The organism is Vibrio sp. 1457 (assembly GCF_033340195.1).
Classification (GTDB): Bacteria; Pseudomonadota; Gammaproteobacteria; order Enterobacterales; family Vibrionaceae; genus Vibrio; species Vibrio alginolyticus.
In genome coordinates this window covers 104,399-120,729 of the sequence record NZ_JAWOWA010000004.1, presented here as the reverse complement: position 1 = coordinate 120,729, position 16,331 = coordinate 104,399, and the positions used below count along the sequence as shown (strand labels likewise).

The 16,331-nt window shown below is 44.2% G+C and carries 12 protein-coding genes and 1 pseudogene; 4 read left to right on the top strand and 9 right to left on the bottom strand.

Going from position 1 to position 16,331, the window contains the following annotated elements; translation table 11 throughout:
* Nucleotides 1–53: 53 nt before the first annotated feature.
* Nucleotides 54–2,387 (bottom strand): YgiQ family radical SAM protein, encoded by a 2,334-nt coding sequence (locus tag R7Z41_RS05810; RefSeq protein WP_064368606.1) that lies wholly within the window; start codon nucleotides 2,385–2,387, stop codon nucleotides 54–56.
* A 425-nt stretch (nucleotides 2,388–2,812) separates the two neighbouring features.
* Between R7Z41_RS05810 and R7Z41_RS05805 the strand changes: the two are divergent.
* The 3 genes and pseudogenes from R7Z41_RS05805 (at nucleotide 2,813) to R7Z41_RS05795 (ending at nucleotide 6,418) form a co-directional block, all read left to right on the top strand.
* Nucleotides 2,813–5,268 (top strand): annotated as a pseudogene (locus tag R7Z41_RS05805) (EAL domain-containing protein).
* An 86-nt stretch (nucleotides 5,269–5,354) separates the two neighbouring features.
* Complete coding sequence (locus tag R7Z41_RS05800; protein WP_005389354.1) at nucleotides 5,355–6,065, top strand: hypothetical protein; 711 nt, start codon at nucleotides 5,355–5,357, stop codon at nucleotides 6,063–6,065.
* A gap of 152 nt (nucleotides 6,066–6,217) precedes the next feature.
* Nucleotides 6,218–6,418 carry a DUF4250 domain-containing protein gene (locus R7Z41_RS05795; protein WP_005376762.1) on the top strand — a complete coding sequence of 67 codons (201 nt, stop codon included), beginning with the start codon at nucleotides 6,218–6,220 and terminating at the stop codon, nucleotides 6,416–6,418.
* Between the two features lie 21 nt (nucleotides 6,419–6,439).
* On the opposite strand, the gene metR is transcribed toward R7Z41_RS05795, so the two are convergent.
* Nucleotides 6,440–7,351 (bottom strand): HTH-type transcriptional regulator MetR, encoded by a 912-nt coding sequence (gene metR, locus R7Z41_RS05790; protein WP_005376763.1) that lies wholly within the window; start codon nucleotides 7,349–7,351, stop codon nucleotides 6,440–6,442.
* A 278-nt stretch (nucleotides 7,352–7,629) separates the two neighbouring features.
* Between metR and metE the strand changes: the two genes are divergently transcribed.
* On the top strand, nucleotides 7,630–9,912 hold the full coding sequence (metE, locus tag R7Z41_RS05785; protein WP_025767259.1) for a 5-methyltetrahydropteroyltriglutamate--homocysteine S-methyltransferase: 2,283 nt from the start codon (nucleotides 7,630–7,632) through the stop codon (nucleotides 9,910–9,912).
* A gap of 133 nt (nucleotides 9,913–10,045) precedes the next feature.
* On the opposite strand, the gene R7Z41_RS05780 is transcribed toward metE, so the two are convergent.
* From R7Z41_RS05780 to R7Z41_RS05750, 7 genes are all read right to left on the bottom strand, one after another.
* A complete protein-coding gene (locus R7Z41_RS05780; protein ID WP_005376765.1) occupies nucleotides 10,046–10,438 on the bottom strand; it encodes a GspS/AspS pilotin family protein in 393 nt (130 codons plus the stop codon).
* A gap of 3 nt (nucleotides 10,439–10,441) precedes the next feature.
* The gene (locus R7Z41_RS05775) at nucleotides 10,442–10,738 is read right to left on the bottom strand and encodes a YciI family protein (RefSeq protein WP_005376766.1); all 297 of its coding nucleotides are present in this window, start codon (nucleotides 10,736–10,738) and stop codon (nucleotides 10,442–10,444) included.
* Nucleotides 10,739–10,853: 115 nt separating this feature from the next.
* On the bottom strand, nucleotides 10,854–11,249 hold the full coding sequence (yciA, locus tag R7Z41_RS05770) for an acyl-CoA thioester hydrolase YciA (protein WP_005376768.1): 396 nt from the start codon (nucleotides 11,247–11,249) through the stop codon (nucleotides 10,854–10,856).
* A 225-nt stretch (nucleotides 11,250–11,474) separates the two neighbouring features.
* Complete coding sequence (locus tag R7Z41_RS05765; RefSeq protein WP_149192439.1) at nucleotides 11,475–12,038, bottom strand: septation protein A; 564 nt, start codon at nucleotides 12,036–12,038, stop codon at nucleotides 11,475–11,477.
* A 198-nt stretch (nucleotides 12,039–12,236) separates the two neighbouring features.
* The gene (locus R7Z41_RS05760) at nucleotides 12,237–12,479 is read right to left on the bottom strand and encodes a hypothetical protein (protein ID WP_206970714.1); all 243 of its coding nucleotides are present in this window, start codon (nucleotides 12,477–12,479) and stop codon (nucleotides 12,237–12,239) included.
* Between the two features lie 111 nt (nucleotides 12,480–12,590).
* A complete protein-coding gene (locus tag R7Z41_RS05755) occupies nucleotides 12,591–15,131 on the bottom strand; it encodes a hybrid sensor histidine kinase/response regulator (protein ID WP_206970713.1) in 2,541 nt (846 codons plus the stop codon).
* Complete coding sequence (locus R7Z41_RS05750) at nucleotides 15,124–16,308, bottom strand: acyl-homoserine-lactone synthase (protein ID WP_213896693.1); 1,185 nt, start codon at nucleotides 16,306–16,308, stop codon at nucleotides 15,124–15,126. The genes R7Z41_RS05755 and R7Z41_RS05750 overlap by 8 nt, the downstream gene beginning before the upstream one ends.
* Between the last annotated feature and the right edge of the window lie 23 nt (nucleotides 16,309–16,331).

The following is a 16,331-nucleotide window of genomic DNA, read 5'->3' as shown; positions in this document are numbered from 1 at the left end:
AAGGGCTCCAGAGTTACCTCTGGAGCCCTTTCTAGTATTTAAGTGCTAAAGAGTTAGCGACGCTTTGGTTTACGTTGACCAGCTGGTTTGCCTTGTCCTTGTGGGCGACCTTGGCCTTGCGGCTTGCTACCTGCAGGGCGGTTTGCACCGTTGCCGCTAGGACGTTGGCCGTTGCTTGCAGGGCGTTGACCACCTGTAGCTTTACCCGAACCGTTACGGTTGCCAGATGGTTTACCATCTTTTGAACCGCCTTCAGAACGTTTGTTCAAATGACCACCGAAGCCTGGTTGGTTTTTGGTATGTTTGGTTGCAAAGCGGTTTGCCCCGTGACGACCAGATTTACGACGTTGCGCTGGTGTTTGTGCTTCAATGTCTTCTGCAGGAACGAGACAGCCTTGTTTGTCACCGATCAAATGTTTTTTACCCATACTGACTAGGGCTTCACGGATCATTGGCCAGTTTGCTGGATCGTGATAACGCAACAGCGCTTTATGCAGGCGACGTTGACGTTCACCTTTTGCTACAGGTACATCTTCACGTTTTTTGTACTTCACGCGTTTCAGAGGGTTTGTCTCTGAGTAGTACATCGACGTTGCGTTACACATTGGCGAAGGGTAGAAGTTTTGTACTTGGTCACATTCGAAGTTGTTCTTTTTCAGCCACAGAGCAAGGTTCAGCATGTCTTCGTCTTCTGTGCCTGGGTGCGCAGAGATAAAATAAGGGATTAAGTACTGCTTCTTGCCTGCTTCTGCACTGTATTTCTCGAACATCTCTTTAAAGCGATCGTACGTACCCATGCCTGGCTTCATCATCAGATCAAGAGGACCTTTCTCAGTATGTTCCGGTGCAATCTTTAAGTAACCGCCTACGTGGTGAGTCACGAGCTCTTTCACGTATTCTGGTGATTCAATCGCAAGGTCGTAACGTACGCCAGATGCAACCATCACTTTCTTCACGCCTTCAACTTTACGCGCTTCGCGGTATAAATCGATCGTGTGTTTGTGGTCTGTGTTTAGCTTGTTACAGATGCCCGGGAATACACAAGAAGGACGACGACAGTTCGCTTCCGCTTTTGGATCTTTACAGCCCAGGCGGTACATGTTTGCAGTCGGGCCACCAAGATCGGAAATTGTGCCGGTAAAGCCCGGAACTTTGTCGCGAATTTCTTCAATCTCGTTGATGATAGACTCTTTCGAACGGTTTTGAATGATTCGACCTTCATGCTCGGTAATCGAACAGAAAGAACAGCCACCAAAGCAACCACGCATGATGTTCACAGACGTCTTGATCATGTCGTACGCAGGAATTTTTGCTTTGCCGTACATAGGATGAGGAACACGCGCGTAAGGCAGGCCAAACACAAAGTCCATCTCTTCGGTCGTCAATGGAATTGGAGCTTGGTTTACCCAAAGTTCACGATCACCATGGCTTTGAAGTAACGCTCGACCAGAGTACGGGTTCGTTTCTAAATGCAGTACACGGCTTGCATGCGCATAAAGAATGCGATCGTTTCTTAGCTTTTCAAACGAAGGTAAACGGACCGCAGTCGTCGCAGCATCGTGGCGTGATGGGCGAATTGTGATTGGTTGTGCAACTGGCTCGTCTTTTTTAGTTTCACACTGAGTTTCTACTTCGTATGGGTTCTTTGGTACGAACGCTTCTTTACGAGGTTTTTCAATGCGAGAAGAATCAATAACCGTGTAGCCTTCTGGCGCCGCTGGCAAGTTCACGGCAGTACCACGAATATTGGTCATGGTGCTGATGTCTTCGCCGTTTGCGATGCGATGTGCTACTTCGACAAGTGCGCGCTCTGCGTTACCAAAAAGTAGGATGTCTGCTTTTGCATCAAACAGTACAGAACGGCGAACTTTATCTGACCAGTAATCGTAGTGTGCCACACGGCGTAGGCTAGCTTCGATACCACCTAAAACAATAGGTACTTCTTTGTATGCCTCACGACAACGTTGAGAGTAAACCAACGTTGCTCGGTCTGGGCGTTTACCACCTTCGTTATTCGGTGTGTACGCGTCATCGTGACGAAGCTTTTTATCCGCGGTGTAACGGTTGATCATGGAGTCCATGTTACCCGCAGTGATCCCGAAGAACAGATTTGGCTTACCAAGTTGCATGAACGCATCTTTATTTTGCCATTCTGGTTGAGCAATGATACCGACACGGAAACCTTGTGCTTCTAGCAGGCGGCCAATGATAGCCATACCAAAGCTTGGGTGATCCACATAAGCGTCACCGGTTACAATGATAATGTCACAGCTATCCCATCCTAGGGCATCCATTTCTTTGCGACTGGTCGGCAAGAAAGGTGCCGTACCAAAACACTCTGCCCAGTATTTTTTGTACTCATGAATAGGAGTGATGTTATTGGTCATATTTTGCTCTCTGTTCCAGGGAGCGCGAATTATAGCGATTTGATTATCAGGTATCTATAACAAACTCATCTATTCAAGCTTAGTTCATCGAGTTTTATTTGGTTTGTAAAAATATCAATGCTCTATCGGCGATTTTCTGTCTAATTTCACCTTGAAAGCCTCATGGTTATAGATCGGTTCATGAAAAATGTCGCAATCTTAATACAAAGCATAAGCAATGGTGTGCTTATATGGGGTAAAGCCTATAATCAAATTAGTGCATATTAAATGCAAAAGGCTGAGCTGCTCTGGAAATAGTTCTAAGTCGATAGGCTTATCGTTGACACAATCCATCTATAAAGAGGATCGGCAGGTCCCAACTGGAATGTCGCGAATTGACTGTGAATTTTGAGCCTTGGGCTAATTACAAAAAAAGGGGCTAGGGTATGAGTGAATCTACGACAACAGTGCATCCAAAAATGCAAACGACTTCCAGTCTAACTCCTGTTATAGAGTGGTCTTACGATATTGATACTCGCGAGTTCGAATGTGATCAGCAAGGAATGGCAAAGGCATTTGGGATAAGTACGCCAGTAACCAGCGAAATAACTTGTTTGATCATATGCTGATGGGGCAACAAGAAACGCTAAAACAACGAATTCTAGAAGTGGAACTCTTTGGCGGACGGGGGCGGTTTTCTTGTTGCATGATGCTAAAAAACGTTAACTTAGTGCACGTTACTATTAGTTTTGAAAGGCTCAATAAGCGCATTATCCAAGGCACTATCATTCCGCAATTAACAATCACTGGTTGCGAGGAGTTAGCGAAAATTCTCGAAACGATTTTTGATTTGCCAAATGTAGGCGTTTTAGTTGCCGATGAAGATACGCGCATCTTAGGTTGTAACCGTGCCTTTGAGTTACAAATGGGCTATCAAAACCGAGATCTGGTTGGGCTTAAAACTCATATTTTCAGTACCTCTCACCATAGCCAAGCGTTTTATGATCAGCTGTGGCAGCAAATTAATGATGAAGGATGTTGGTGTGGTAACTTGCTGAGCAAAACAGCAAACGGTAGCAACCAAGCTCATCATCTTTGTATTTACCGACTTACGTTTCATTCTGGACGAATTCTCTATCTCGGATTTTCTACGGATATTTCTGCTTCGTTGTTGTGGATGAAAAATCGTTGTGAACAACAGCATGATTGGGCTGCCTTTTTACCAACGAGGAAAGAATTTGAACTCCAATTAGCGAACTTAGCGAATGAAAGCAGAAATAAAGAACTCAACATTGTTATGACACTCAGACCCAAGTTTTCGGAGAGATACTTGCTTGAACAGCAATTAGGTTTTGCAGATTTTATTATGCGAAGTCGCTACACCAGTATTGCGGGGCAGTTATCTCGGGATGTGTTTGTCGTATGCTTGCAGACCCCTCATTGTCAATGGTTGAGCCCGGTTCGTTTGATCCAAATTGCCATGAAAGGGTTCTTTAATGAGCTTAGAAATGAAATGGGCACAAAAATGCATGCCACTATCGTTAAAGGCCAAACTGGTGTGTCAATCCTTGGCTATGATACGAACCGACCAAGACAAGCGCTAGCACATGCAGCGCAAGCGATGTTGTCCTCTATTTCCGGTGAAGGCAGCTATTTCAACTTTTACGACAGTGAACTTCACTCTGAATTAGTGAAGCGCCAACATCTCGAGGCGTTTTTGGAGGCGCAAATAGAGAGTGGACTAGTGGACGTTTACTTTCAACCGATTATCGACGTTCAAACCGGAAGAGTGGTTAAGTTCGAGGCCCTCGCACGCTTCTATGATGAAAATGATGCGTATTGTACGCAGAAGATGATCGCTATTATTGAAGATCTAGAACTCATAGCGGCACTTGATGATGTGGTCTGCCAAGCTGCGTTGAAGCACTTTCCGCGCTTACAAGAAATTTATGGCGAGGAAGTGGGCGTGACCATCAATCGCTCCCTCAATACGAAATTGGATTCTCTTCAGATCCTTCAGCGGTCGCATGATTTGATTAAAGCCAGTGGTGTAGACCCTAAGCGAGTAACTATCGAGCTAACAGAAACCGCGTATTTTGAACAAGATGAGGAGCATACTCGAGCTCTAGAGGAAGTGCGGAAAGAGGGCATTGAGATCGCGATTGATGACTTCGGTACTGGGTATTCTTCTTTTTCTTATCTAGAAAAAGGGCAGTTTGATTTACTGAAAATAGACCGAAAATTCATCAAGAACATTCATAAAGGGAGCACCAGCTATAACATTGTGAAAATGGTCACCGAGCTTGCACAGCAAATGAATGTAAAAGTGGTTGCTGAAGGCGTGGAATCCAAGCAAGAACTTCAAGTATTGGCAGAAATCGGTGTCGATTACATGCAGGGCTTTCTATTTTCTGCTGCCGTGCCTGTCGATTTGATGGATAAAGCGAACAGTTATGAGCATCTGTTCTCTGACATCGCGATTGAGTCTAAGCAAAGTGATGTGTTGCAATCTGTGAGCCATGAACAAGTCAGGTCTATGGACCCTGGAGAACCGCTCTCCTTGGCAGTGGAGTACATGAATTTGAATCCAAGCTCGCCTTTAGTTGTTCTCAATGAAAATCGTTGTGTTGGGTTAATTACGAAAGAGACGGTGAATTTACACCTAACGCCCTCGATGGGCACAGAGCGAGAAACTGAACGAGAAAGCCGAATTTGGAAACGTCCTGTTAATCAGATAATGAGCACCGAATTTGTGTTGGTTGATGAGGATTTACCTGTCTCTGTTATTCGAGAGTTGGTTAAAACCGGGATTCGTTTCCCTTGGGTACTGTGTAATACCAAAGAAGAGTACCGTGGAGTTTTAACGCAGGAAGACGCGTTGAAGTATCTTGCCTCTCTGTGAATAAAATTGTCTTACCGTTTTAGCTCATTTGGGGGCCGACTTTCGGTGGTTTGGCGATAGTTGATTTGATATTATCGCCCCCCAAAATGACTTTTGAGCGTGCATTCAACATGATTCAACAATTGCTGGTTACTTTCCCTCCGATGCTATTTGGCGCACAAGCGCTACTGACTTTGCTTCTAATAAAGGGCGATATTTGTCCTGGTCAGCGAGGACGTCTTCATAAAATGTTGCCAGCAGTAGCTGTATTGTGGCTCGCTGTTGCGTCACTTCGCATTGAAGCATTTATGATCGTGTTTGCTATTTTCTACTTTTATTCTCAGGTTCAAACCAAGAAAACGCGTGAGAAAGGGCCACTATGGGCGATGCATTTAGCGAATGGTTTGGCCTTTGCGTATGTGAGTATTCAAGTATTTGAGCAATCAAGCTGGCCAGCATCGATAGCGATGGCGCTAATGATATTTTTCCTTGGGGCGTCATTTTCTCAATTGCTGCTTACGATAGCTCGCAGCAGACTACAGGCATTTCACCGTATTTTACCAGTTACGGGCATTGTGTCTGGAATGCTATTAGTCATCGCAACGTTGTTTGCTTCTTACCAGTTAAATGAAGCCACACTAAACGCTGCAACACAGCCGATCTTGCTGTCTTTAGCTATGCTAATTTCTTCAATTATTGTGTGGTGTTGGCATATTTTTACGCATAAGAAACCAGAAAAGGTGCAACTGAGCGTTGCCTTGTTGCTAGCACTCGCGTCGATGACGAGCCTGCAAGGTTTATTCTCTCTCGCGGCTTAACCTCTATTCTAAAGACAAAGCTAGACAGCTTATATCCAAGTGCTTTCTTGGTGCTTGGGTATAAGGTGATCACGTTTTAGATCGCACTCACTTTAAATTCGCATAATTGCTACTACGCTTGTTTATATACCTTGTCGAAGAGGAGAGTCGCGATGGATTTAAGCAATGTAGGTAATCTGGACAGCACTATTTTGCTAGGTATCGTCAACGAAAAGCTACGTTTAGAGTGCGACAGTTTTGACGAGTTAGTATCAGTGTATGAGATGGATGTAGAGTCTGTAGTCGGCAAGCTTGATATGCTCGGTTATCAGTACGATCCATTGACTAACCAATTTAAAGCATATCAACGCTAAGCCTTTCATAATCCAAATCTTTTAAGCCACCTTGATTCCGTCAAGGTGGCTTTTACATTGTAGCCTCGCGGTTGCGAAAAAAGCTTGTAAGTAACGCTTTTCTTTCTCTGAGTGACGCGTTGCAGCAAACAAGCGACGCCATAAGCCTTGGCCGAAAGGTTTACTGGTAATAAGACCTTGGCGAGAAAATTCAGAAATCGCCCAATTGGGTAGTGCCGCCACCCCTAATCCAGCAGAGACCATCTGAACTAACATGAGAGTGTTGTCGGCTTGCTTCCATTTCGCAGGTTCTATTCCTGCTGGCTGAAGAAAGTGTTTTACGACGTCCAGCCTTTGTTTTTGAACCGGATAAGAGAGCATGGTTTGATCTGCGAGATCTTGCGGATCAATAATTTCTTTTTCCGCCAATGGGTGATTGGTTGCGGTAATTAAACGCATTTCAAAGTCGAATAGAGGCTCGTAGTGGACTTCAGATCGAGGTTGGATATCGGAAGTAATAACGAGATCAAGTTCGCCTGCCAATAGAGCTGGGAGTGGTTCAAAGCCAAAACCAGAGGAAAAGTCCAATGTTACGCTAGGCCAAGCAAGTTGGTACTCCCTAAGTGCAGGCATTAGCCATTGGAAGCAAGAGTGACATTCAATGGCCATATGTAATCGGCCATTGACGTCTTCTTTCAAGCTCGCTAAATCATTTTCTGCTCTTGCGAGTTTCGGAAGGATATCTTCTGCAAGACGCAATAGGATTTCTCCCTCTGAAGTGAACTTCACCGGACGAGTCTTTCTCAGGAACAGTTGCCCTCCAATTCGCGCCTCCAAATCTTTGATCTGATGAGACAGTGCCGACTGAGTGAGATGTAAAGCGGTCGCTGTTGCCGTTAGAGAGCCAGTGTCTCGAAGCGAAGTGAGTGTCCGCAAATGTTTTAGCTCTATCATGAATTCCTTTCATCCTTTGTTGCTCGCTATGAACAGAATAGCAATCGTGTAAATAACTTAACGACAAAAAATGGATATGTAAACGTCTAGACGTCTATTTGTTGTGTTTATTTGCGAATCATGTCGCCTCATGATGAATTTTTTTAATAAACAAGTTGAATAAATGGACGTTGTTCAAACCGCAGATGAGAGCGATAGTTTAGCCATCCAGACATCTTTCATGACGAAAGATACTCTGACCCAAACAAATTAAACAAGATTGAAAAAGGAATAGGGACATGGCTACAACAACGCACGTACTAGGTTATCCACGCATCGGTGAAAAACGAGAATTAAAATTCGTTCAGGAAAAATACTGGCGCGGAGAAATTGATCAAGCAGAGCTTAAAAAGGTTGGAGCAGATCTGCGCGCTAAAAACTGGCAAACGCAAACAGATGCTGGCTTGAGTTTTACCACCGCTGGCGATTTTGCTTGGTACGATCATGTACTGACGACCACGTTGTTACTGGGTCACGTGCCAAAACGTCACGCAGACGGTTTCCCTGATTTGGATACGCTATTCAAAGTGGGTCGCGGTCAATCTCAAGCGGGTTGCGGCTGTGCGGGCGCTGCAGCATCGGATATGACTAAATGGTTCAACACAAACTACCACTACATCGTACCTGAATTTAGCAAGGACGATACATTTGAAGTGAGTTGGCCTCAACTGTTTGAAGAAGTCAACGAAGCAACCCAAGCTGGGCATAAAGTGAAGCCAGTTTTGCTTGGTCCAGTCAGTTATCTTTACTTAGGTAAAGAGGTAGAAGAAGGGTTCGATCGCCTGACGCTACTGCCACGATTGCTTACGGCTTACCAAGCTATTTTGGCAAAGCTCGCAAGTCAAGGTGTTGAGTGGGTTCAGATTGATGAGCCAATTTTGTCACTGGAGCTAGAAAGCAAATGGGCTGATGCGTTCAAGCTAGCGTACCAAGTGATTCGAAGCGATGTAAAAGTGCTGCTAACGACGTACTTTGACTCTATAAGCGATACGCTAGACAAAATTGTAAAGCTACCAGTGGATGGTTTACATATCGATTTATCTGCCGCGCCTCAGCAGCTTGACGACGTGGTTGCCAAACTACCGGAGGGGTGGGTGCTGTCTGCTGGCGTGGTCAACGGTCGTAACGTGTGGCGCTCGGATTTGAGTGCGCAACTTGAACGTCTACAGCCAGTAAAAGAAAAACTGGGCGACAACCTTTGGGTTGCGAGCTCATGCTCTTTGCTACATAGCCCGGTTGATCTGGAACAGGAAACAGAACTCAGTGAGGAAGTGAAAAGCTGGTTTGCGTTCGCAAAACAAAAAGTAACAGAAGTCGCCTTGCTTGGCCGGGCACTCGATGGTGATCAAGATGCGATTCTCGCTTGTGATACCTACAGCCAGCCAATCAAAGCACGTAAAACGGCAACGCATGTGAATAAGCCACAAGTTCAAGCACGTTTAAACAGTATTACTGCGTCACTTGCCGAGCGCAGCGCACCTTACGCGGAGCGTGCTGCGCATCAAGCTGAAGTATTGGGCTTGCCTCTGTTGCCAACCACGACAATCGGTTCTTTCCCTCAAACGGGTGAAATTCGTGTTCAGCGCAGTGCTTATCGTACAGGTCAATTATCTGAGTCTGAATATATCCAAGCACTTAAAGGACATATTGCTGACGCAGTAAAACGTCAAGAGGCGCTCGACCTAGATGTGCTTGTTCATGGTGAAGCAGAGCGTAACGACATGGTGGAATACTTCGCTGAGAACTTGGCGGGTTTTCAAACGACCAAATTTGGTTGGGTACAGAGTTATGGCTCTCGCTGTGTGAAACCTGCCATTGTAGTTGCTGACATTGAACGTGAAAAACCGATCACGGTTGAATGGTCGACGTACGCCCAGTCGCTAACCAGCAAACAGATGAAAGGCATGTTGACTGGACCAGTTACGATTTTGTGTTGGACGTTCCCACGTGAAGACATCACACGTCAAGAAATTGCGCAGCAACTTGCTTTGGCACTGCGTGATGAGGTGTCTGACCTGCAAGATGCAGGCATCAATATCATTCAAATTGATGAGCCAGCCATTCGAGAAGGTTTACCACTCAAAAAACGCGATCAAAAAGCGTACTTAGAATGGGCCGTAAATGCGTTTAAGGTCTCTGCGGCAAGTGCAAAACCAGAAACTCAGATTCACACTCATATGTGTTACAGCGAGTTCAATGAAATCATTGATTCGGTTGCGGCACTCGATGCGGACGTCATTACCATTGAAACATCTCGCTCGAATATGGAGTTGCTGAAAGCATTTGAAGAGTTCAATTACCCGAACGAAATTGGCCCTGGTGTTTATGACATTCACTCACCAAACATTCCTACGGAAGAATGGATTGAAGGTTTAATCAAGAAAGCGGCAGAAAAAATTCCGGCTCAACGTTTGTGGGTAAACCCAGATTGTGGTCTGAAAACACGAAACTGGAAGGAGACAGAAGCCGCATTGGCAAATCTGGTTTCAGCGGCGAAGAAGCTCCGTGCTGAGCTGGCGTAACACGTCGTTACAGCAAATAAAAACGGAGACTGTGGTCTCCGTTTTTCTATTCTTAATTGTTAACTTTCGTTTTCAGATTATCCAATAATAGCGAATCATCGTCTCATGCCGAAAGCAACAAAAATTACTGTAGCTACTTCACCTGAGTACAAGTCTGTGCTGAAACCAACTCATCTGCCATCAACTGACCGCGAGAATTACGTACCTTAATACGATACATCAAGCCCATATCAATTTGCTTGCGAACTTCTGGGTTGCTGCAGTAGGTATAGATACTGGTATTCAGTACTTGATTTAACGGCTTTGCACCGAGGGCGCCATCGTTATAAATCATCATCATCTCTACAACATTTTTGTTGGATGAGACACGCATTATTTGCAGTGGACCGTACTCTAAAGGGAGACCAGCTGACAAGACTCCTGCTCGGTTTGATGCCATAAGCTCAAGTTGGCGCTGCTTATCATCGGTTGATGAGCAGCCAGCCAGAGCACCAAATACCAAGAAAAGACACAGTAATTTTTTCATAAATTAAAACACTTTTTTGAACGGTTTCACGATTACATTATCGTAAACACCAGCCGCTACGTAAGGATCGGCTTCTGCCCACGCTTTAGCATCCTCTAGCGAGGCGAATTCAGCGATGACAGTTGAGCCCGTAAATCCAGCTTCACCAGGATTGTCAGAATCTATCGCAGGCATCGGACCAGCTGTAAGAAGGCGACCTTCGTCTTGTAGCTTTTGTAAGCGATCCAAGTGTTGTGGGCGAACGCTCATGCGTTTTTCCAACGAGTTCTCAACGTCCTGTGAAAAGATGACATACCACATAGCATAGTTCCTTAATTGGTAGGGTAAAGTGTTAATTTAACGCCTTTTTTGTGTCTCTCACAAGTGAACAACAGAAAATGTGAGATCCTTTCTAACTGTTAGCGTTGTAGGTTGACTAATTCTGAACCGGACGTGGTTTACCTTCACTGTCAATGGCTACGTAGTTGAAGGTCGCATCACAAACCATGAAGCGTTCGCCAACACCGTGAGCTTTGACGGGTTTGACCCATACTTCCAAATCGACACTCATGGATGTGCGGCCGATCTTAGTGCATTCGCCGTAGCAGCATACGACATCGCCCACACCAACAGGTTTTTTGAACGTAATGCTTGATACCGAAACGGTGACAACGCGACCACAAGAGATCTCTTTTGCCAGAATCGCGCCCGCTAAGTCGAGCTGAGACATTATCCAACCGCCAAAAATATCGCCATTGGCGTTTGTATCTGCAGGCATTGCAAGGGTACGAAGCAGCATTTGACCTTTCGGAGAGCTAATTTCTTGACTCATTGTGACATCCTAAATCTTAAAGGCGCTCAAACTAAGCGCCAACATAGTAAATACCTAGAACCAAAGGTCCTTAAAAAACCGCAGATACCGGACCAGAGAAAGTTGGTTTACAGCAGCAAGAATGGTCTGAAAACGGTACGTTGTTTGAGCGGTTTACTGATACATGGAGCAAAACAGCGACCCTAAGGTCGCTGTGAAGTCGCGGATTATAGCAAAACTGAGTTTTTAATCATCAGTGGACACATCGGATGAGTTATTTTTTTGTTCTTTTGGCATGTGTTTATAAATGTAAAAGCCAGTCACAATCATGTAGGCAAATGTCGCGATCAACATTCCAAATACTTTGAAGTTAACCCAAACATCCAACGGCAATTCGTAAGCAATATAAATATTTAGGCCAGCGAAGAATGAGAAGAAGCCAACCCAAGCCCAGTTAATCTTTGCCCAAACAGCGTCAGGTAACGTAATTTCCTTGCCTAGCATACCTTTGATGGCTGATTTTCCCAATGCGTGGCTCACTGCTAAGCCAATCGCCAGAATCGCGTAAATGATGGTGACTTTCCACTTTATAAAATTGTCGTCGTGGAAGAAAAGGGTCATGCCACCGAAGATAGTGACGATAACAAATGTTATTAGTTGCATCTTTTCGACTTTCTTATACAGCGCGTAGGTGACGACAAGCTGAATGGCTGTTGCTACGATCAGTGCACCTGTCGCCACGTAGATGTCGTACAGCTTGTATAAAGCGAAGAAAATGATGAGTGGTATAAAGTCTAGGATCTGCTTCATGATGGCAAAATCTACCTAATTATTGAATTGAAGACAGTCTAACGGAATCTGACAAGATGTGAATACTGAGGAAGTTAAGGTAAGAATAGTAACGCTTAGTATATCGTATAGACCGCAAGCTTCTTCCACGTCGAAACAGCAAATGGAAGGAATAAAAATTGCCGCGTGAAGCGGCAATAGAGTTGAGAGTTTTAAACCTTAAGCCACACGTTGATATTGGGAAATAAGCGTTTTTACATCTTCTAAATAGCCTTCCCGCAGTAAGTTATCGACCGTTGCTTCTAGCTCTTCGAGAGACATCGTGAAGCAAGTGGATTTACCAGTCATCAGGGTCAGATATTGATGATACTCTTCTTCTGTATAGTGGCCTAAGCGATCAATTAACAGTGTTTTGATTCCATGATGAATCAAGCCGTAGTATGTATGTCGATGAAGTAACATGGCGATCTCCTTATCAAGCTCATACGCTACTCATTTGCAGCCTGCTTGACCTTCTGGATAATTCGATTTACTCCAATAATGCACATCTAGTGCCAATTCTATATTTGCAAATTAAAAAGTGTTGGAAGGTGCAAAATTCTCGTTCTGTAACCATCTTTGGATGACGACTTGAAGTGCATTTAACGTGGTGGGCTTTTCGAGCCTGTCATCCATGAGTGTCGAAATTAGCTCCAACTCTCTAGCTCCAGACTCACCAGATAAGGCAATGATTGGAACGGAGGATGTGATTTGCTTAATCCGTTGGCTTGCGTCAAATCCATTCATTACCGGCATTTGGACATCCATAAGAACGAGATCAATCTTGTGAGAGTGGAATAGTTCTACCGCAGAGGCTCCATTATTTGCTTGTAAGCTGTTGACTCCCAATCTTTTTAAATACATCTGTACCAAGGTGCGTTGCACCTCTTTGTCATCTACAATGAGCACTGTTGGTGCATCTTTACATACTTGTACGTGTTGAGCTGAATGATTTTCAGAATGTGATGCAGTTGCTTTCCAGCTATCAAAGTCCGGTGCTCTTAATGTCTCTGGTTTTGGTGCGTTTGGTACGACTGGGAAATACAAGTAGAATTCTGTGAACTCGTTCAATTCAGACTGGCACTCTATTCGTCCTCCGAAGGAGCGCATAACACGTTGGCAATAGCCCAAACCTAAGCCACTGCCTCCGCTTTTTTGATACGAGAAAAAGTCATCAAATATCTTGTGTAAGATACTGCTATCTATACCTGGCCCACTATCTCGGAAGATCAGAATGTTTTCGTAAGCCCCCGTCTGGGTACGAATCTCAATTTGACTGTCGGGATAAGAATCAAAATAGTAGATAGCGTTACGAATCAAATTGAAAATGACAAAGTTAAACAGGGTCTCATTTAACTTCGCGACAAAATCGTGTGCCTGTGGCGGGTTAATTCTCTCTATTATTTGATCGTTTTCAAAACCATAACGGCTTACTGCTTGGTCGATGGCTTTATGTATGGAAGTGAGAGCTAAAGGCTCATGCTCTGGTGAACTGTCGCTAACTTCTCGTAAAATAATATCGATAAGTTGTCGACCGCGTTGTATAGCGGCTTCACCTTTATCAATTTCTCTTTTTAGCGTATCCAGTGAGGCGTTTGACTCTATATGCTGTTTTAAAGCTTCAAATTGTAATTGTACTTGAGCGAGAGGGTTACGCATTTCATGTGCAATGGAGTTAGCCAGCGCACGGCTTTGGCGTACCTTTCTATCGGCTTCAATGGTGCTCTGGATGCGAACTAATAACGTTTGCAGAGCTGAGATTTCTTCATTAGAAAACAGCTTATTATCTATTTTATGTGAAGAAATCAGCAAGTGAGTAACAGATTTTCCACGACCGAAGAGAGGCATAACGAGCGCAGTATTGCTTGAGCGCATACGCTCGTAGAGCTTTCTCATCGACCCTTTAGAAGAGGAGGCATAATCAATTTCTTCAGACAACTCATCAAGCACGAGAACTGACTTGCTTGACGGCAGGTACTCTTCGTAAAACGTTTCTGTGTAATTGCTAGTGACTAGCTGTAGCTTGTTGTTTGGTATGTTAAGTAACGATGCCAACTGACGCATAGCATCATCTATTGAGCGTTTAAACTCTTCCTCTAACCCAAGGATTTGCTGAACGGGAGTGTGTCGTTTCCCATAAATAAAATACGAAGCGTAACGACTGACTCGCTTAAAAAGCAAGTGCCAAGTGATACCGATAAGCGCACATAAAGGTACCGCAACAAGCCATTGGTTATCTTCAGAGATAGGAATAAATATCGCCCCTAGCGGTAGAACAAAAATGGCGCAGACTAAGAGCGCGCTTACCGTTAAGTACGTGAGATATTTAGCGCTGTAGAAGCGAGAGGTAAGTAGGGCATAGCCCACAAACAACATTTCGCTGATTGAAAGTGCTGGTGGTAACCAAGTTAGGGAGAAGTCGCCAAGGAAATACGTCATTCCAAGGTGTATCACTGCCGTAGATAACATGAATACCAAAATGCCAGCGATCATATAGTTGCTTTTTGCTAGCGTGAGCTTGCTGCTGTTAGCGCGCATGGCAATCAAGTTAAGCAGCGTTAGTACCACGAAAGCTAGCAAACTAATGAAAAAATATGAGGTATGTGGGCCAAATTCAATGACGAACTGGCTTGGACCACTAATGGTGACATTTTCGACAGTAAGATTCGGCACTAAGTTGATGTACAGTGAATACGTTGCTAGTGCGACAAAGACGACTTTTTGCCAGACTTTGACCGCTGTTTTTTTAACATCTGCGGTTAACTGGCAAGAAAAATAGAATGCAAACGCAAAGGCGAAAAAAGACGCTAAGTTCGCTAACTTAGCCATAAAAATGCCACCAACAGAGCCTAATTCTGGCAATAAATCGGTATGGAAATAGGCGTTGCTGCTTATCCAAACAATGATACAGCTGGAATAAGCGATGTAAGGCGCGTGATGCGAGCCTAAGATTGATTCACTCTTCTGTTTTAGGCGATAGCAGTAATACAGTAGCCAAGCGAATACTATTAGTACAGTCGCGTACAATGCCATTGCTTTTGGGTAAAAGAGACCGTGCAAATGAACATCAAGCATGCTCATTCACCTTTTTATCCATTCTTTTTGTTCGTACGCAATGTTTGTAGTCGCGAAATTGTATGTCTTGAAATGCTTCAACCATCATACCTAAATTCCAGAAACCGCGGTATGTCTTGGTACCGTCACCGTTAATGTCGCGGTATCCTGAGTGAAAGTAGGCACTTAAATCAATAGATTGATAGAAATTTAACATAAATACTTGCTCAATAATGGTAAAGCCGAGCTTATAGCCTGCTTTATAGAGCTCGCTCATCATAGTTTTTTGCGCCAGATACAAAAAATACAGCTTTTGTTGAATGTTGCCTCCCACCGTAAGACGCAGTACTTCGCAAACCGCTTCACTGTTCTTTACACGAGATTGAAACTGAGCATCAAACTCAATAAGAGTGTGCTCATGAGTTAGAGCACGACACTTCAAAATACCCAGTTGATTGAGAACACTGTACCCATGATTAGGAAAGCAAAACTGCCATTGTTCGTTACTAAACTGTGGTGAGTAACTGAGCCAGTTATTTCGTTGATGCCAGCTTTGCACTAAAGCGGAGGAGACCATGATTGGTGAAGATGACGATTTGAGCAAGAGGGCAAAGTGCTGCCCTTTTTGCGAGAGTGATAAAAGAGGCAAGATTTCAAACCATTGTTCAGTTTGGACGAAAAGCTCAAGATTACTCAGTGTGATCGCTTCGGAAATCGGCATTAACGCTGCATGATTTGGCAGCATTACCTCAAGATCGCAATCTGCGATATCTTCAATTAACACGCTAGTATAGCTGTGGTCGTCAAACGGAAGCGGAGTAGGAATCGCAGCTTCGTTTGAAGGATATTTTTGCTTGATTGCTTCGATCTCGCATTGACACCAGAAAACCATCCAATGCGGGTAACAATCTGCGGCAAGTTGTTCAAGTAAACGAATCTCTTTGGAGAAACCTGTCGGATACTGTTGCACTAAATCTCGATAATCCATTAACTCAAATAGTGCAGAAAGACTTTTTGATGCGTGTTTAGGAAAGAGAGATTTAAGCAGTTTTATTCGATACAGAGCAACCTGTTGAAAAAGAGCATCTCGTTTTTGTTTCGTTAGGGTAAGAATAACTGAGTCAACCAGGGCCTGCTGCTTTGATTCGATCGGCAAATTTATTTTGGTGAGATATTCCAAAGATTGCTCAAGACTCATGATATAACCTAGCTCTAACGTTT